The sequence below is a fragment of the Kitasatospora sp. NPDC054939 genome, from assembly GCF_053610105.1.
The window spans coordinates 1-17488 of record NZ_JBSGXP010000177.1 but is presented as its reverse complement, the minus strand read 5'-3'; the positions used below and the strand labels follow the sequence as shown (position 1 = coordinate 17488).

At 73.6% G+C, this 17488-nt stretch carries 18 protein-coding genes; 17 read left to right on the top strand and 1 reads right to left on the bottom strand.

Annotation, left to right across the window (positions count from 1 at the left end):
• The first annotated feature begins 119 nt into the window (after window positions 1–119).
• The 13 genes from ACWGB8_RS33810 (at window position 120) to era (ending at window position 12147) form a co-directional block, all read left to right on the top strand.
• Window positions 120–869 carry a 16S rRNA (uracil(1498)-N(3))-methyltransferase gene (locus ACWGB8_RS33810; RefSeq protein ID WP_452217476.1) on the top strand — a complete coding sequence of 250 codons (750 nt, stop codon included), beginning with the start codon at window positions 120–122 and terminating at the stop codon, window positions 867–869.
• Between the two features lie 91 nt (window positions 870–960).
• Window positions 961–4191 carry a S41 family peptidase gene (locus tag ACWGB8_RS33805; protein ID WP_452217475.1) on the top strand — a complete coding sequence of 1077 codons (3231 nt, stop codon included), beginning with the start codon at window positions 961–963 and terminating at the stop codon, window positions 4189–4191.
• 97 nt (window positions 4192–4288) lie between these two features.
• A complete protein-coding gene (locus ACWGB8_RS33800) occupies window positions 4289–5014 on the top strand; it encodes an RDD family protein (protein ID WP_452217474.1) in 726 nt (241 codons plus the stop codon).
• Between the two features lie 49 nt (window positions 5015–5063).
• Window positions 5064–5417 (top strand): histidine triad nucleotide-binding protein, encoded by a 354-nt coding sequence (locus ACWGB8_RS33795; RefSeq protein ID WP_452217473.1) that lies wholly within the window; start codon window positions 5064–5066, stop codon window positions 5415–5417.
• A 2-nt stretch (window positions 5418–5419) separates the two neighbouring features.
• Window positions 5420–6337, top strand: a complete 918-nt coding sequence (locus ACWGB8_RS33790; RefSeq protein ID WP_452217472.1) for a ribonuclease Z — start codon at window positions 5420–5422, stop codon at window positions 6335–6337.
• A 219-nt stretch (window positions 6338–6556) separates the two neighbouring features.
• Entirely contained in the window at window positions 6557–7675 is a 1119-nt protein-coding gene (locus ACWGB8_RS33785; RefSeq protein ID WP_452217471.1) for a PhoH family protein, read from the top strand.
• A 14-nt stretch (window positions 7676–7689) separates the two neighbouring features.
• Window positions 7690–8184 carry an rRNA maturation RNase YbeY gene (ybeY, locus tag ACWGB8_RS33780; RefSeq protein WP_452217470.1) on the top strand — a complete coding sequence of 165 codons (495 nt, stop codon included), beginning with the start codon at window positions 7690–7692 and terminating at the stop codon, window positions 8182–8184.
• 12 nt (window positions 8185–8196) lie between these two features.
• On the top strand, window positions 8197–9528 hold the full coding sequence (locus ACWGB8_RS33775) for a hemolysin family protein (RefSeq protein ID WP_452217469.1): 1332 nt from the start codon (window positions 8197–8199) through the stop codon (window positions 9526–9528).
• A 148-nt stretch (window positions 9529–9676) separates the two neighbouring features.
• Window positions 9677–9916 carry a hypothetical protein gene (locus ACWGB8_RS33770; RefSeq protein ID WP_452217468.1) on the top strand — a complete coding sequence of 80 codons (240 nt, stop codon included), beginning with the start codon at window positions 9677–9679 and terminating at the stop codon, window positions 9914–9916.
• Between the two features lie 27 nt (window positions 9917–9943).
• Window positions 9944–10483 (top strand): DUF4383 domain-containing protein, encoded by a 540-nt coding sequence (locus tag ACWGB8_RS33765; protein WP_452217467.1) that lies wholly within the window; start codon window positions 9944–9946, stop codon window positions 10481–10483.
• A 24-nt stretch (window positions 10484–10507) separates the two neighbouring features.
• Window positions 10508–10873, top strand: a complete 366-nt coding sequence (locus ACWGB8_RS33760) for a cytidine deaminase (protein WP_452217466.1) — start codon at window positions 10508–10510, stop codon at window positions 10871–10873.
• A gap of 138 nt (window positions 10874–11011) precedes the next feature.
• Window positions 11012–11164, top strand: a complete 153-nt coding sequence (locus ACWGB8_RS33755) for a hypothetical protein (protein WP_452217465.1) — start codon at window positions 11012–11014, stop codon at window positions 11162–11164.
• Between the two features lie 50 nt (window positions 11165–11214).
• On the top strand, window positions 11215–12147 hold the full coding sequence (gene era / locus ACWGB8_RS33750; RefSeq protein WP_452217464.1) for a GTPase Era: 933 nt from the start codon (window positions 11215–11217) through the stop codon (window positions 12145–12147).
• Between the two features lie 75 nt (window positions 12148–12222).
• Here the strand turns inward: era and ACWGB8_RS33745 are convergent, their stop codons facing one another.
• Window positions 12223–12489, bottom strand: coding sequence for a protealysin inhibitor emfourin (locus ACWGB8_RS33745; protein ID WP_452217463.1), 267 nt, complete (start codon window positions 12487–12489; stop codon window positions 12223–12225).
• Window positions 12490–12917: 428 nt separating this feature from the next.
• Between ACWGB8_RS33745 and leuA the strand changes: the two genes are divergently transcribed.
• The 4 genes from leuA (at window position 12918) to ACWGB8_RS33725 (ending at window position 17445) form a co-directional block, all read left to right on the top strand.
• Window positions 12918–14714: a 2-isopropylmalate synthase gene (leuA, locus tag ACWGB8_RS33740; protein WP_452217462.1), complete on the top strand. Its 1797-nt coding sequence runs from the start codon at window positions 12918–12920 to the stop codon at window positions 14712–14714.
• 242 nt (window positions 14715–14956) lie between these two features.
• Entirely contained in the window at window positions 14957–15619 is a 663-nt protein-coding gene (locus ACWGB8_RS33735; protein ID WP_452217461.1) for a TerB family tellurite resistance protein, read from the top strand.
• Window positions 15620–15854: 235 nt separating this feature from the next.
• Window positions 15855–16601: a DNA repair protein RecO gene (gene recO, locus ACWGB8_RS33730; protein WP_452217460.1), complete on the top strand. Its 747-nt coding sequence runs from the start codon at window positions 15855–15857 to the stop codon at window positions 16599–16601.
• Between the two features lie 4 nt (window positions 16602–16605).
• Entirely contained in the window at window positions 16606–17445 is an 840-nt protein-coding gene (locus ACWGB8_RS33725; RefSeq protein WP_452217459.1) for an isoprenyl transferase, read from the top strand.
• Window positions 17446–17488 lie beyond the last annotated feature (43 nt).

Here is a 17488-nt window from a genome sequence, read left to right as displayed (position 1 = left end):
GGCGGGCGCCGCCGCTCCGCGGGCGGCCCCCGCGGGGCGCGGCCCCCGCCCGCGCCCCGGGCGGCCCGCCGGCCCGGCGGGGCGCCGCCGTACCACCGCACCGACCCCAGGGAACCCCCATGACCGCGCCCGTGTTCGTCGTCGAGACCGCGCAGATCGAGGCCGCCGCCCCCGGCGCGGTGGTCCGCCTGGACGGCCCCGAGGGGCGGCACGCCGCCGCCGTGAAGCGGCTGGAGCCGGGCGAGGCGGTCACCCTCGCGGACGGCCTCGGGCTCGGCGTCGACGGCACCGTCGCCGCCGTGCACGGCAAGGACGCGATCGAGGTGGCCGTCACCGCGGTGCGCCGCGAGCCGGAGCCCGGCCCGCGGATCGTGGTCGTCCAGGCGCTGCCCAAGGGCGACCGCGGCGAACTCGCCGTCGAGACCATGACCGAGGTCGGGGTGGACGTGGTGATCCCCTGGTCGGCCTCCCGCTGCATCACCCAGTGGAAGGGCGAGCGCGGCGCCAAGGCGCTCGCCAAGTGGCGCGCCACCGCCCGCGAGGCCGGCAAGCAGTCCCGCCGGCTGCGCTTCCCCGAGGTGCGCGAGCCCGCCACCACCCGGCAGCTGGCCCCCGTGCTGGCCGGGGCCGCCTTCGCCGCCGTCCTGCACGAGGACGGCGCGCGGCCGCTGGCCTCCGCCGAGCTGCCGACCGCCGGGGACCTCGTGCTGGTGGTCGGGCCCGAGGGCGGCGTCTCGCCCGAGGAGCTGGCCGCCTTCGCCGAGGTCGGCGCGGCGCCGTACCGGCTCGGCCCGTCCGTGCTGCGGACCTCCACCGCGGGCGTCGCGGCTGGAGCCCTGCTGCTCGGCCGCACCGGCCGCTGGGGCTGAGCCCGTCCGGCGGCCCGCCGCGGCCACCCGTGCGGGGCCGGTGTGCCGGAAATCCGGGTGCACCGTACGCGTACGTGCCTAGGCTGGCGCCGTGAGCGAACCCCGGAGCACCCCAGCCGGCGCCTACCTGCGCCATCCGCACCTGCACGGCGACCTGGTCGCCTTCGTCGCCGAGAACGACATCTGGCTCGCCCCGTTGGACGGCGGCCGGGCCTGGCGGCTGACCGCCGACCAGGTGCCGGTCCGCCGCCCGAGGTTCTCCCCGGACGGGCAGCACATCGCCTTCACCTCCACCCGGGACGGCGCCCCCGAGGTGCACGTCGCCCCGGTCGACGGCGGCCCGGCCCGCCGGCTGACGTACTGGGGCAGCGCCCAGACCCAGCTGCTCGGCTGGACCGCGGACGGCCGCCCGGTCGCCGCCACCACCGCAGGCCAGGCCACGCTCCGCCGCACCTGGGCGTTCGCCGTGCCGCTGGACGGCGGGGAGCCCGAGCGGCTGCCGTACGGGCCGGTCGGCGGGCTGGCCCAGGAGCCGGGCGGCGCGCGGGTGCTGCTGCTGTCCGCGATCGGCCGCGAACCCGCCCAGTGGAAGCGCTACCGCGGCGGCCAGACCGGCAAGCTCTGGCTCGGCGCCGACGAGTTCGCCCGGGTCCACGCCGACCTCGACGGCCACCTCGACTCCCCGCTCTGGGCCGGCGGGCGGATCGCCTTCCTCTCCGACCACGAGGGCACCGGACAGCTGTACTCCAGCCTCCCGGACGGCACCGACCTGCGCCGCCACTCCACCGCCCCGGACGGCTTCTACGCCCGCGGCGCCGCCACCGACGGCACCCGGGTGGTCTGGCACAGCGCCGGCGACCTCTGGCTGCTCGACGACCTCGACGGCGCCGAACCGCGCCGCCTCGACATCCGGCTCGCCGGGCCGCGGGCCGGCCGCCGCCCCCGCCCGGTGGCCGCCGCGCACTGGCTGGACGGCGCCGCCCCCGACCGCACCGGCCGGGCCGGTGCCGTCGTGGTCCGCGGCAGCGTGCACTGGCTCACCCACCGCGAGGGCCCCGCCCGGGTGCTCGACGAGACCCCGGGCGTCCGGGCCCGGCTGCCCCGCGTGGTGCCCGGCGAGGACGGCGCCCAGGGCGTGCTCTGGGTGACCGACGCCGAGGGCGACGACGCCCTGGAGTACGCCCCCGAGGCGCTCGGCGCCGAGCGCCGCCGGCTGGCCGCCGGCCGGCTCGGCCGGGTCCGCAGCCTGGTGGTCTCCCCGGACGGCAAGCAGGCCGCGGTCGGCTCGCACGACGGCCGGGTGCTGCAGGTCACGCTCGCCGACGGTGCCGTGCACGAGCTGGCGCACAGCACCGACGGCGAGGTCAGCGGCCTGGTGTTCAGCCCCGACTCGGCCTGGCTGGCCTGGTCGCAGCCGGCCCTCGGCCCATGGTCGCTGCGCCAGATCGTGCTGGCCAACCTGGCCACCCGGACGGTCGGCGAGGCCACCCCGCAGCGCTTCGTCGACACCTCCCCGGCCTTCACCGCGGACGGCCGGCACCTGGCGTTCCTCTCGCTGCGCAACTTCGACCCGGTCTACGACTCGCACGTCTTCGACCTGTCCTTCCCGAACGGCTGCCGCCCGTACCTGATCACGCTGGCCGCCGACACCCCGTCCCCGTTCGGCCCGCTGCGGGCCGGCCGCCCGGTCGGCGGCGAGGACGACGAGCCCAAGGGCAAGAAGGCGGACGGCGAGGAGGCCGCCACCGACTCCCCGCCGACCACCCGGGTCGACCTGGACGGCATCGCCGACCGGATCGTGCCGTTCCCGGTCGAGGGCGGCCGGTTCGGCACCCTGAAGGCGGCCAAGGACGGCGTGCTCTGGACCAGGCTGCCGCTGCTCGGCGAACTGGGCGACGAGGCCGCCTCGCTGGAGGACGAGCGCCCCCGCCCGACCCTGGAGCGCTTCGACTTCCGCAAGCGCCGCGCCGAGGAGCTGGTCGACGGACTGGACGCCTTCGCCGTCAGCGGCGACGGCAGCCGGCTCGCCGTCCTGGACGAGGGCTCGCTGCGGATCGTCCCCGCCGACCACAAGGCCGTCGGCGAGGACGACGAGATCGACGTCGACCTCAGCCGGCTGCGGGTCACCGTCGACCCGGAGGCCGAGTGGCGGCAGATGTTCGACGAGGCCGGCCGGCTGATGCGGGACAACTTCTGGCGCGCCGACCTCGGCGGCTTCGACTGGGCCGGAGCCCTCGCCCGCTACCGCCCGCTGGTCGAGCGGCTCGGCTCGTACGACGACCTGGTGGACCTGCTCTGGGAGGTCCAGGGCGAGCTGGGCACCTCGCACGCCTACGTCATCGGGTACGGGCACAGCGCCGAACCCGCCCGCCGCCAGGGCCTGCTCGGCGCCGACCTGGTCAAGGACGGCGACCGCTGGGTGATCGAGCGGATCCTGCCCGGCGAGTCCTCCGACCCGCGGGCCCGCTCGCCACTGGCCGCGCCCGGAGCCGCCGTCCGCCCCGGGGACGCCGTGCTGGCGGTCAACGGCCGCCCGGTCGACCCGGTGACCGGACCGGCCCCGCTGCTGGCCGGCACCGCGGGCCAGCCGGTCGAGCTGACCGTCGCCGGCAAGGACGGCACCGACCGCCGGCACCCGGTGGTCGTCCCGCTCGCCGACGAGGAGCCGCTGCGCTACCACGACTGGGTGGCCGGCCGCCGCGCCGCCGTCCGGGAGCTCTCCGGCGGCCGGCTCGGCTACCTGCACGTCCCGGACATGCAGGTGTCCGGCTGGGCGCAGATCCACCGCGACCTGCGGGTGGAGATGGCCAAGGAGGGCGTGATCGTCGACATCCGGGAGAACCGCGGCGGCCACACCTCCCAGCTGGTCATCGAGAAGCTCGCCCGCAAGATCATCGGCTGGGACCTCGCCCGCGACATCGCCAGCGCGGTGCCCTACCCGGCCGACGCCCCGCGGGGACCGGTGGTGGCGCTGGCCAACGAGTTCTCCGGCTCCGACGGCGACATCGTCAACGCCGCCATCCAGGCCCTCGGGATCGGCCCGGTGGTCGGCACCCGTACCTGGGGCGGCGTCATCGGCATCGACAGCAACTACCGGCTGGTCGACGGCACCCTGGTGACCCAGCCCAAGTACTCGTTCTGGCTGGAGCGGTACGGCTGGGGCGTGGAGAACCGCGGCGTCGAACCGGACGTCGAGGTGCCGATCGCCCCGCACCAGTGGGCGGCCGGCGAGGACCCGCAGCTCGCCGAGGGCGTCCGGATCGCCCTCGCCGCGCTCGCCGAGCAGCCCGCCCGCACGCCCCCGGCGCTGCCCGAGCTGTGACCGGCACGGCGGGGACCGCACGCGCGGTCCCCGCCGGCGCGGGCCTGGGTAGGATGCGGGGCTGTTCTTGATCAAGACGCATCACGGGGGAATCCAGATGGCACAGGGCCACCCGCCCGCCGGACCGGCGCCGTACCCGCACCAGGGGTACCCGCAGCAGCAGCCCTACCCGGGGCAGGGCCATCCGCAGCAGCAGCCGTACCCGCAGCAGCCCGCGTACGGGCAGCCGCAGGGCTACCCGCCGCCCGGCCACGGACAGCAGGGCTACGGACAGCAGCCGGGCTACGGGCAGCCGCAGCCGTACGCCCAGTCGCAGCCGCCGCAGTACGCCCAGCCGCAGCCGTACGGGCACCAGGCGCACCCCCCGCAGGGGTACCCGGCCCACGCCCAGGACCCGCAGCAGCAGGCCGGGCCCCCGCTGCCCGCGCAGGCCCACGAGTTCTGGTGCTTCCTCGGCGCCTTCGTCGACGGCGGACTCGCGATCTACGCCGGCCTGCGCACCGCCGCCGCCACCTCCGGCGACCACAGCTCGCTCGGGGCGTTCGTCGGCACGCTGATCGGGGTGGCGCTCGCCGTCTCCTTCGTCAACCACGTGCTGCTCACCCGCCTCACCGCCTTCAGCGTCGGCAAGCTGCTGCTCGGCACCCGGGTGGTGCGCCCCAAGACCGGCCGCACGCCGTTGGTGCGCCACCTGTTCAAGCGCTGGCTGCTCGGCTACGTGATCATCCTCAGCCTGGTGATCGACGACATGCCCGACGCCGAGGAGGCGTGCGGGGTGCGGATCGTCCGCCGCTCCGCCCTGCGCGCCGCCCGGCTGGGCTAGGCTGCCGCCGACGACCACGATCACCGCACCCGTGCGCGAGGAGTAGCCGATGTCCGGCGAGCCGCAGTCCGACTGCCTGTTCTGCAAGATCGTGGCGGGGGAGATCCCGGCGACGGTCGTCCGGGAGAGCGAGGGCACCCTCGCCTTCCGCGACATCGCGCCCAAGGCCCCGACCCACGTCCTCGTGGTGCCGAAGGTGCACTACCCGAACGCCGCCGAGCTGGCCGCCGCCGAGCCGAAGATCGCCGGCGAGCTGCTCGCCGAGGCCGGCGAGGTCGCCGCGGGCGAGGGCGTCGCCGACTACCGGCTGATCTTCAACACCGGGGCCGGCGCCGGGCAGACGGTCTTCCACGCCCACGTCCACGTGCTCGGCGGCCGGCCGCTGAACGAGGACATGGTCTGACCTTGTCGCAGCGCGAACTCGTCGTCCTCGGCACCGCCAGCCAGGTGCCCACCCGGCACCGCAACCACAACGGCTACCTGCTCCGCTGGGACGGCGAGGGCCTGCTCCTCGACCCCGGCGAGGGCACCCAGCGGCAGATGCTGCACGCCGGGGTCTCCGCCACCCAGATCACCCGGATCGCCGTCACGCACTTCCACGGCGACCACTGTTTGGGCCTCGCCGGGGTCATCCAGCGGATCAACCTGGACCGTGTCCCGCACCCGGTCGACGTCTACTTCCCGGCCTCCGGCGAGGTGTACTTCGAGCGGCTGCGGCACGCCACGGCCTTCCACGAGACCGCCGTGCTGCGCCCCCGCCCGATCGAGGACCCGGGCCCGCTGCCCGCCCCCGGCGCCCGCTTCGCGCTGGACGCCGTCCGGCTGTCGCACCCCGTCGAGTCCTTCGGCTACCGCCTCACCGAGCCGGACGGCCGCCGGCTCGTCCCCGAACGGCTCGCCGCCCTCGGCCTGGCCGGCCCCGACATCGGCCGGCTCCAGCACCAGGGCTTCCTGGAGCGCGCCGGCCGCACCGTCACGCTGGACGAGGTCAGCGAGCCCCGGCCCGGCCAGCGCTTCGCCTTCGTCATGGACACCAGGCTCTGCGACGGCGTGCACGAACTCGCCGAGGGCGCCGACCTGCTGGTCATCGAGTCGACCTTCGTCGACGCCGACGCCCGGCTCGCCGAGGACCACGGCCACCTCACCGCCGGACAGGCCGCCCGGGTCGCCGCCGGGGCCGGCGCCCGCACCCTCGTCCTCACCCACTTCTCCCAGCGCTACCCCGACCTCGGCCAGCACCTCGCCGAGGCCCGCAAGCACTTCGACGGCGAGATCGTGGTGGCCGAGGACCTCGCCCGGGTACCCGTACCCCCGCGGCGCTGACCCCGGCCGGGGTACCCACCCGGTCCGCCGGGCGGGCCGGCTCCGGCCGGGGCGCGGGAAAACCGCTCGCGCCGGCCCACCGGTCTGCCCCAGCATCGACGGGTGCGGCGCCGCCGCCCGCCGCAGCGATCACGCGTGCGGCGTACCCTGGTGACCCCGGACCGACCGAGCGGCACCACGAGACACGGATTGGGATGAGGCAGGCCCCAGCGCCGACCTATGAGTGACACATCGCAGACCCGTACGAACGGACAGTCGCGCCCCGAGCCGGCCGACGACGGCCGCACCAGCGCCAGGATCGTCATCCCCGAGAAGCACCCGATGGTCACCCTGCTCGGCACCGCGGACTCACTGCTGCGCGTGATCGAGCGGGGCTTCCCCGCCGCCGACATCCACGTGCGCGGCAACGAGGTCACCGCCACCGGGGAACGCGCCGAGGTCGCCCTCGTCCAGCAGCTCTTCAACGAGATGATGCTGGTGCTGCGCACCGGCCAATCCCTGACGGAGGACTCCGTGGAGCGCTCCATCGCCATGCTCCGCAGCGCCGTGGACGACCCGGACAGCCCGGCGCCGTCGCAGGTGTTCACCGCGAACATCCTGTCCAACCGGGGCCGCACGATCCGACCCAAGACCCTCAACCAGCAGCGCTACGTCGACGCGATCGACAAGCACACCATCGTCTTCGGGCTCGGCCCGGCCGGTACCGGCAAGACCTACCTCGCGATGGCCAAGGCCGTCCAGGCCCTCCAGGCCAAGGAGGTCAACCGGATCATCCTGACCCGCCCGGCGGTCGAGGCGGGGGAGCGGCTGGGCTTCCTGCCCGGCACCCTCTACGAGAAGATCGACCCGTACCTGCGCCCGCTGTACGACGCGCTGCACGACATGATGGACCCGGACTCGATCCCCCGGCTGATGGCCGCCGGCACCATCGAGGTCGCCCCGCTCGCGTACATGCGCGGCCGCACCCTCAACGACGCCTTCATCATCCTCGACGAGGCCCAGAACACCTCGCCCGAGCAGATGAAGATGTTCCTCACCCGCCTCGGGTTCAACTCCCGGGTGGTCGTCACCGGCGACACCAGCCAGATCGACCTCCCCGGCGGCACCCGCAGCGGCCTCAAGGTCGTCCAGGAGATCCTGGCCGACGTGCCCGACATCCACTTCTCCGTCCTCACCAGCACCGACGTGGTCCGCCACAAGCTGGTCGGCCGGATCGTGGACGCGTACGAGCGCTGGGACGCCCAGCAGGAGTCCGAGGAGGGCTCCCTCCCGGCCCGCAAGCCCGCCCAGCGGCGCAGCTCGCGCGCACCCCGCCAGTCCCATCGCACCGAAAGCTGAGTAACCAGCCCGACATGTCGATCGACATCGCCAACGAGTCCGGGTGGGATGCCGACGAGGAAGCCATCCTCGACGTCGCCCGCTACGCCCTGGAGAAGATGCGGATCCACCCGCAGTCCGAACTGTCCGTGATCCTGGTGGACAGCGCGGCCATGGAGGAGCTGCACATCCAGTGGATGGACCTCCCGGGCCCCACCGACGTGATGTCCTTCCCGATGGACGAACTGCGCCCCGGCAAGGAGGGCGAGGAGCTGCCGCAGGGCCTGCTCGGCGACATCGTGCTCTGCCCCGAGGTGGCCGAGCAGCAGGGCAAGGCCGCCCCCTCCAAGCACTCGATGGACGAGGAGCTGCAGCTGCTCACCGTCCACGGCGTGCTGCACGTCCTCGGCTACGACCACGAGGAGCCCGAGGAGGAGGAGGAGATGTTCGCCCTCCAGAAGCGCATCCTCGACGGCTGGCGGGCCGGCAAAGGCCTCGGGGGCATCTCCCCGGCGCCCACCACCCACTGAGGCCGGCCGTCGGTGAGTGGTGAGAGTACGAGCTTCATCGCGGGTGCCGTCCTCCTCGTCGTGCTCGGCTGGCTGGCCGCGTGCGCCGAGGCGGGCATCTCCCGGGCCTCGCGGTTCCGCGCCGAGGAGGCCGTCCGGGCCGGGCGGCGGGGGTCCGACCGGCTGCTGACGCTGGCCTCCGACCCGATCCGCTACCTCAACCTGGCCACCCTGATCCGGGTGGCCAGCGAGATGGCGGCGGCCGTCCTGGTCACCGTGGTCTGCGTGCGCAGCCTGGACTCCACCTGGCAGGCCGTGCTGCTGGCGTTCGGCGTGATGGTGCTGGTCTCGTTCGTGGCGGTCGGCGTCTCGCCGCGCACGATCGGGCGCCAGCACCCGCTGACCACCGCGACCGCGGCCTCCTTCGTGCTGCTGCCGCTGGCCCGGATCCTCGGCCCGATCCCGCGGCTGCTGATCCTGCTGGGCAACGCGCTCACCCCGGGCAAGGGGTACAAGGAGGGGCCGTTCGCCTCCGAGGCGGAGCTGCGGGCGCTGGTCGACCTCGCCGAGAAGGACGACCTGATCGAGGACGAGGAGCGCCGCATGGTGCACTCGGTCTTCGAGCTCGGCGACACCATCGTCCGCGAGGTGATGGTGCCGCGCACCGACCTGGTGATGATCGAGCGGCACAAGACCGTCCGCCAGGCGCTCACCCTGGCGCTGCGCTCCGGCTTCTCGCGGATCCCGGTGGTCGGCGACAACGAGGACGACGTGGTCGGCATCGTCTACCTCAAGGACCTCGTCCGCCGCACCCACATCAACCGGGACGCCGAGTCGGAGGAGGTCGCCGGCGTGATGCGTCCGGCGGTCTTCGTCCCCGACTCCAAGCCGGCCGGCGACCTGCTGCGCGAGATGCAGCAGATGCGCTCGCACGTGGCGATCGTGATCGACGAGTACGGCGGCACCGCCGGGCTGGTCACCATCGAGGACGTCCTGGAGGAGATCGTCGGCGAGATCACCGACGAGTACGACCGGGAGATGGCGCCGGTCGAGGACCTCGGGGACGGCTCCTACCGGATCACCGCCCGGCTGCTGGTCGAGGACCTCGGCGACCTGTGGGGCATCGACCTGGAGGACGAGGACGTCGAGACCGTCGGCGGCCTGCTGGCCAAGCACCTGGGCCGGGTGCCGATCCCGGGTTCGTCCTGCGAGATCCCGCTGCCCGAAGAGGCGGTCACCGACCTGCTGGCGATCCGGCTGACCGCCGAGTCCTCGGCGGGCCGCCGCAACCGGATCGGGTCGATGGTGGCCGCGCCGGTCCGCCGCCCGGCCGAGGACCCGGCCGAGGCCCCGGAACCCGCCTGACCCCCGCACGCGTCCGCCCCCGGACCCGTTCGGCTCCCCGGGCCTCCCCGCCGCACCGGCAGGGGGGCCCGGCGGCGTTTCCGCCGCCCCCGCCGGCGGGGGCCGGGCTGGGGTTGCCGGGGCGGTGCGGGGCTCGGACCATGGGGGTATGACTCATCAACTGCGCGCGGAGTACGGCCCCAGTGGCCGGACGGGCGGGGTCAAGGTCTGGCACGTGGTGCGGAGCACCGACCCCGCGATGGCGATGTGCGGGCGGACCATGGGTGAGGACGCCGAGACGGAGCGCGAGGAGATGTGGGGGAAGACCGAACGGCCGTGCTGCCAGCAGTGCGGTTCGCTCTACCTGCACGAGGCGCCCTTCCTTCCGGCGGACCATCACCGGACGTAGTGCTCGGGACCGTAGTGGGAGGTCACCATGAAGCTGCAAGACGAACTGCCGGTCGACCACCGGCTCGCCCTGGTCTACCGGATCGGCGCCGGACTGGGCGGGGTGTTCCTGCTGGTGTTCGGCTGCCTCGGGCTGGCGGACCATCCGGGCTTCCTGTCCACCAGCGGTGACGAGATCGCGGGCCTGTCGACCAACGGGGCGCTCAGCATCCTGTCGGTCGTCATGGGCGGCGTCCTGATCGCCGGAGCGGTGATCGGCGGGAACTTCGCCTCCAACCTCAACATGGCGGTCGGAGTGCTCTTCATCCTGTCCGGCTTCTACGGGCTGACGGTGCTCGGCCGCCCGGACGCCAACATCCTGAATTTCCGGATGTCCAACGTGCTGTTCGCGTTCATCTTCGGCTTCGCCGTCCTGACCTTCGGGATGTACGGCCGGGTGAGCAGCCACCTGCCGCACGACAACCCGTACTGGCGCAAGCGGATCGGCGACGAGGAGCCGCTGCCGTCCGGTCCGAAGACCTTCGTCAAGGTGCTCAAGCCGGGGCCGCCGAACCCGATCGGGCACTGAGCCTCCGGCCGGGGCGGGCCGCCTATGCTCAGCGGCATGAGTGACATCGTCGAGCTCGACCCCGAAGACAAGAAGATCATCACCCTGGCCCGCTCCGCCCGCGCCCGCAACGGCGTGGCGGAGGGGGCCGCGGTGCGTGACGAGACCGGGCGCACCTACGTGGCCGGCACGGTGGCGCTGGAGTCGCTGCGGCTGACCGCGCTGCAGACCGCGGTGGCGATGGCGGTGGCCAGCGGCGCCCGTTCGCTGGAGGCGGCGGCCGTGGTCAGCGAGGCCGCGGAGCCGGCCGAGGCCGATCTGGCGGCGGTCCGGGACCTGGGCGGCGCCGGGACCCCGGTCCTGCTCGCCGGGCCGGACGGGGTGCTGCGGCTGTCGGCCGAGGCGCGCTGAGGCGCACCGCACGCAGGGGTCGTGTGCCCGGGGCCGGCCGGACCCGGGCACACGCCGCGCCCGGCGACCCGCCCCGAAGATCGGGCCGATAATCTCACCGGGAGAGTCGGTGGTGAGGGGGGTCGGTTCATGGGGGCGATGGCGTTCTTCGCCGGGCTGCTGCTGGGCGTCATGGGCATGGGCAAGTGGGAGGAGACCGGCTCGCCGTTCTGGCTCTGGGGCTCGGTCGCCTTCCTGCTGACGGTGCTGACCTGGGGCCTGATGGCGGTGACGGGCGGCCGGAAGGACTGACCCGCACGGGGCGTCCGTACGGCCCCGGTCGATCAGGGACAATAGGGCGCATGAGTGCCCCTTCCTCCTCCCCGTACCGCTCCGGCTTCGCGTGCTTCGTCGGCCGGCCCAATGCGGGCAAGTCGACGCTGACCAACGCCCTGGTGGGAACGAAGGTGGCGATCACCTCCGACCGTCCGCAGACCACCCGGCACACCGTCCGGGGCATCGTGCACCGCCCGGACGCCCAGCTCGTCCTGGTCGACACGCCCGGTCTGCACAAGCCGCGCACCCTGCTCGGCGAGCGCCTCAACGACCTGGTCCGCAGCACCTGGGCCGAGGTCGACGTGATCGGCTTCTGCCTGCCCGCGGACCAGAAGATCGGCCCCGGCGACAAGTTCATCGCCAAGGAGCTGGGCGAGGTCAGGAAGACCCCGAAGGTCGCCATCGTCACCAAGACCGACCTGGTCGACTCCAAGCGGCTGGCCGAGCAGCTGATCGCCATCCAGCAGCTGGGCGTGGAGCTGGGCATCGAGTGGGCCGAGATCATCCCGGTCTCGGCGGTCGGCGACAAGCAGGTCGAGCTGGTCGGCGAGCTGATCACCAAGCTGCTGCCCGAGGGCCAGCCGCTCTACCCGGACGGCGACCTCACCGACGAGCCCGAGCAGATCATGGTCGCCGAGCTGATCCGGGAGGCCGCGCTGGAGGGCGTGCGGGACGAACTGCCGCACTCGCTGGCCGTGGTGGTCGAGGAGATGCTGCCGCGCGAGGGCCGCCCGGCCGACCGCCCGCTGCTGGACATCCACGCCAACGTCTACATCGAGCGGCAGAGCCAGAAGGCGATCGTGATCGGCGCCAAGGGCGCGCGGCTCAAGCACGTCGGCACCACCGCCCGCAAGCACATCGAGGCGCTGCTCGGCACGCCGGTCTACCTGGACCTGCACGTCAAGGTCGCCAAGGACTGGCAGCGCGACCCGAAGCAGCTGCGCAAGCTCGGCTTCTGAGCCCGCCGCCACCGCAGCCGTGCCCGCAAGGCCCGCCGCCCGGCGGGCCTTCGGCGCACCGCGGGCGGCCCCGGCTCAGGCGCCCTCGCGCAGCACCAGGGAGACCAGCTCCCACTGCGACTCGGTCAGCTTCGGGTCGGCGCAGTGGACCGTCCGGCCGTCGACGGTGATCTCGTAGTGGAAGCCGTCCGGCACGCCGTACGAGGGCGCGCGCAGGCCGCCCGCGACGGCCTCGCGGGCGAGGGCGTGGACGTGCGGGGCGTCCACGCGGTCGACGGTGTCGAGCTCCGCGCGGCGGACGCCCCCCGCGAGGCCGCCGGTCCGGGTCACCTGGATACGCATGGTGTCCATGGTGCTACGCAGGGCTGGGATTTGCCGGGGTTTTCCCGGAGCTCGTCCTTAAGCGGCCCTCAACGGCGGCTGATCTGCGGCGTCGCCGCGTCCGGGGGCGGGGCGGCGGCCTCCCGAGGGGCCCGCGGCGCCGGGACGGTTCGCAGCCGTCTCACGGAGTGGAATGGTGGCCCGACTCGCTTCGGGGTCGCGACGGCCTGGGTTACGCTGGGACACATCATGCGTCACGGGCTGCTTCTTCTTAGCTGCCGCGTCGAGGGCCTGTAGTCCACCAGGGGCCGGCTCCCTCGCCGCGGGGACTGTGCTGCGCGTATGACATCGGGTGACCCGTCGAGGGGTCGCAGCGGCAGCAGGCCGGCCCGTCGGGTGTTCACCGCCCCGACCGAGCCCCGCACCACAGGAAGCCGAGAGTCACCTTCATGACCGAGCAGAGCTCCGCCGTGTCCATCCCCGCCGCCCCCGCCTTCGTCGACCGCCCCACGCCGATCACCGCCGCCACCGTCCGCCAGGTCCCGAGCGGCATGCGCCACGACCGCTACCGGCCGTTCGGGACCGTCGACCTGCCGGACCGCACGTGGCCGGACAAGGTGATCACCAAGGCTCCCCGCTGGCTGTCCACCGACCTGCGGGACGGCAACCAGGCGCTGATCGACCCGATGTCGCCGGCCCGCAAGCGCAAGATGTTCGACCTGCTGGTCGCCATGGGCTACAAGGAGATCGAGGTCGGCTTCCCGTCCTCCGGCGCCACCGACTTCGCCTTCGTACGCTCGCTGATCGAGGAGGAGGCGATCCCCGAGGACGTCACCATCTCGGTGCTGGTGCAGGCCCGCGAGGAGCTGATCGAGCGGACGGTCGAGTCGCTGGTCGGGGCGCCCCGGGCGACCGTCCACCTGTACAACGCCACCGCGCCGCTGTTCCGCCGGGTGGTGTTCCGCAACGACAAGGCCGCCACCAGGGCGATCGCCACCGACGGCACCCGGCTGGTGATGGAGTACGCCGAGAAGCTGCTGGGCGACGACACCGTCTTCGGCTACCAGTACTCGCCGGAGATCTTCGTCGACACCGAGCTGGACTTCGCGCTGGAGGTCTGCGAGGCGGTCATGGACGTCTGGCAGCCGGGCGAGGGCCGCGAGATCATCCTGAACCTGCCCGCCACCATCGAGCGGGCCACCCCGAACGTCCAAGCCGACCAGTTCGAGTGGATGTCGCGCCACCTGTCGCGCCGCGAGCACGTCTGCCTGTCCGTGCACCCGCACAACGACCGGGGCACCGCCGTCGCCTCGGCCGAGCTGGCGTACATGGCCGGCGCCGACCGCATCGAGGGCTGCCTGTTCGGCCAGGGCGAGCGCACCGGCAACGTCGACCTGGTCACCCTGGGCATGAACCTGTTCTCGCAGGGCATCGACCCGCAGATCGACTTCTCCGACATCGACGAGGTCCGCCGCACCGCCGAGTACTGCAACCAGATGGAGGTGCACCCGCGCCACCCGTACGCCGGCGACCTGGTGTACACCTCCTTCTCCGGCTCGCACCAGGACGCCATCAAGAAGGGCTTCGACGCCCTGGAGGCGGACGCGAAGGCCGCGGGCGTGCCGGTCGAGGAGCACACCTGGGGCGTGCCGTACCTGCCGATCGACCCCAAGGACGTCGGCCGCAGCTACGAGGCGGTCATCCGGGTCAACAGCCAGTCCGGCAAGGGCGGGGTCGCCTACGTCCTGAAGAACGACCACAAGCTGGACCTGCCGCGCCGGATGCAGATCGAGTTCTCGCGGATCATCCAGGCCAAGACCGACGCCGAGGGCGGCGAGGTCACCCCGGCCGCGATCTGGGACGTCTTCCAGGACGAGTACCTGCCGACCTCCGACAACCCGTGGGGCCGGATCTCGCTGAGCGGCTCGCGCACCCTGACCACCGAGGACGGCCGGGACGCGCTGACCGCCGAGGCCGTCGTCGACGGCACCCCGGTCACCCTGACCGGTTCCGGCAACGGCCCGGTCTCCGCCTTCGCCGACGCGCTGGCGCAGATCGGCGTGGACGTCCGGGTGCTGGACTACGCCGAGCACGCGCTGAGCGAGGGCGGCGACGCCCAGGCCGCCGCGTACGTGGAGTGCGCGGTGGACGGCAAGGTGCTGTGGGGCGTGGGCATCGACGGCAACACCGTCCTGGCCTCGCTGAAGGCGATGATCAGCGCCGTCAACCGCTCGCAGCGCGCCTGATCCCCACGGGTGTGCCCGCCCCCGGCGGAGCCGCGGGCCGTCCTTCCCGGGCGGCCCGCGGCCGTGCGCGGACGGAGTGTGGCCTGCGCCACATTTTTCTCCGTTGGGGGTGCTGACACGTGCCCGTAACCGTGGCAACATCGACCCACCGGAGAACCGGGTCGGTGGGACGACCCCGGCATCCGGTCGCGTGACCTGCCCGTGGATGTGCAGGCCGCCTGCCATGTCTGGGGAGTGGCGCCGTGACAGGGTTGTGGGGTGTTCGCCCGCGGTGGCGGACCGACGTACTCGGTGACTTCTTCTGTCCAGGCTGCGGCGGAGACCGCAACTACCGCCGGCAGCACGGCCGGCGGTGGCTGCGGGTCCTCGGCACCCCGGTGCTGCCGCTCGGCCCCGTCCTCGGCTGCGTCCAGTGCACCTTCTGCCACGGCCGGTACGGCGTCGAGAGCCTGGAGAAGCCCACCTGCGTCCGGCTCACCGCGATGCTGCGCGACGCCCAGTACACCGTCGCCCTCGCCCTGCTCGCCGCCGGCGGCACCGGCCACCGGGCGGCCCGCGAGGCCGCCTGCGGGGTGGTCCGCGAGGCGGGCTTCGACGACTGCGGGGAGGCCCAGGTGCTGGCCGCCCTCGCCGCGCTCTCCGGGCTCGGCGGCGAACTCTACGACGCCCACGGCATGGCCGGGGGCATGGCGGTCGAACTGCACGCCGCCCTCGAACCGCTGGCCCCGCACCTCGCCGAGCCCGGCCGCGAGCGGCTGCTGCTGCTGGGCGCCGCGATCGCCCTGGCCGACGGCCGCTACCTGCCGCAGGAGCGCGAGGCGCTGGCCGCCGTCGGCCGCTGCCTCGGCCTGGCGGGCGACCGTACCGAGGCCCTGCTGGCGGCGGCCACCAGCGCCCCGCGCTGACGCCGCGGGCGGCCGCCCCGAGACCCCCACAGAGCCGGGCCCGACTCCCCCCTCCGGGCCCGCCGTGACCCGCACCTCCGGTCCACCCCCCACGGCCGCGGTGCGGGCTCATGGCTGCGTCCGCGACCGCCCGGGCTCCGCCGCCCGGATCCTGCCGGGGCCGCCGGGCCCCCGGGATGGGCGACAATGGTGGGATGTCCAGACTGTTCGAGGCCGGCCCGTCCGGGGTCCGCCGATGAGCCTCTACCGGGACGACGGCATCGTGCTGCGGGCGCAGAAGCTGGGCGAGGCCGACCGGATCATCACCCTGCTCACCCGTCAGCACGGCAAGGTGCGCGCGGTGGCGCGCGGGGTGCGCAAGACCAAGTCGAAGTTCGGCGCCCGGCTGGAGCCGTTCTCGCACGTGGACGTGCAGTTCTTCAGCCGGGGGAGTGAGCTGATCGGCCGCGGGTTGCCGCTCTGCACCCAGGTCGAGACGATCGCCCCGTACGGCGGCCCGATCGTCACCGACTACGGCCGCTACACCGCCGGCACCGCCATGCTGGAGACCGCCGAGCGGTTCGCCGAGAACGAGGGCGAGCCGGCCGTGCAGCAGTACCTGCTGCTGGTCGGCGGGCTGCGCACGCTGGCCGCCGGCCTGCACGAGTCGCACCTGGTGCTGGACGCGTTCCTGCTGCGCTCGCTGGCCGTCAACGGGTACGGCGCGAGCTTCACCGACTGCGCCAAGTGCGGCCTGGAGGGCCCCAACCGGTTCTTCTCGCTCCAGGCGGGCGGAGTGCTCTGCGCGGACTGCCGAGTGCCCGGTTGTGCCGTACCCTCCCCTGAGACACTGGTACTGCTCGGCGCGCTGCTGTCAGGGGACTGGCAGACGGCCGACACCTGCGAGCCGCGGTACTGGCGCGAGGGCAGCGGCCTGGTCGCGGCCTATCTGCAGTGGCACCTGGAGCGGGGCATCCGCTCGATGAGATACGTGGAGAAGTGAGCACATGGCAGCGCGACGGCTCTTCGGCGGCGGCAGGAAGAGGGAGTACACCCCCCCGGCCCCGCACCCCAGTGGCGTCCGGCCCCCGAAGCTCCCCGGCGAGCTGGTGCCCGGCCACGTCGCGATCGTGATGGACGGCAACGGCCGCTGGGCGAAGGAGCGCGGGCTGCCGCGCACCGAGGGCCACAAGATCGGCGAGAGCGTGGTGCTGGACGTCCTCGCGGGCGCGATCGAGCTCGGCGTGAAGAACATCTCGTTGTACGCGTTCTCCACCGAGAACTGGAAGCGCTCGCCCGACGAGGTGAAGTTCCTGATGAACTTCAACCGGGACGTCATCCGCCGCCGCCGCGACGAGATGGACGCCCTGGGCGTGCGGATCCGCTGGGCCGGTCGGATGCCCAAGCTGTGGAAGAGCGTCGTCCAGGAGCTGCAGGTCGCCGAGGAGCAGACCAAGGACAACGACGCCGTGACGCTCTACATGTGCGTCAACTACGGCGGGCGGGCCGAGCTGGCGGACGCCGCCCAGGCGCTGGCGGCCGACGTCGCCGCCGGGCGGCTCGACCCGCGGAAGGTCAACGAGAAGACCCTCGCCAGGTACATGTACCACCCGGACATGCCGGACGTGGACCTCTTCCTGCGCCCCAGCGGCGAGCAGCGGACCTCCAACTTCCTGCTCTGGCAGTCCGCGTACGCCGAGTTCGTGTTCCAGGACGTGCTCTGGCCGGACTTCGACCGCCGCGACCTGTGGCGGGCCTGCGAGCAGTACGCGATGCGCGACCGCCGCTTCGGCGGGGCGATCCCCAACGAGGTGGCCCCGGCCGCCGAGGTGCCGTCGCAGCGCTGAGCACGGCCACGGCGAAGGGCCCGCGGGACGCGTCCCGCGGGCC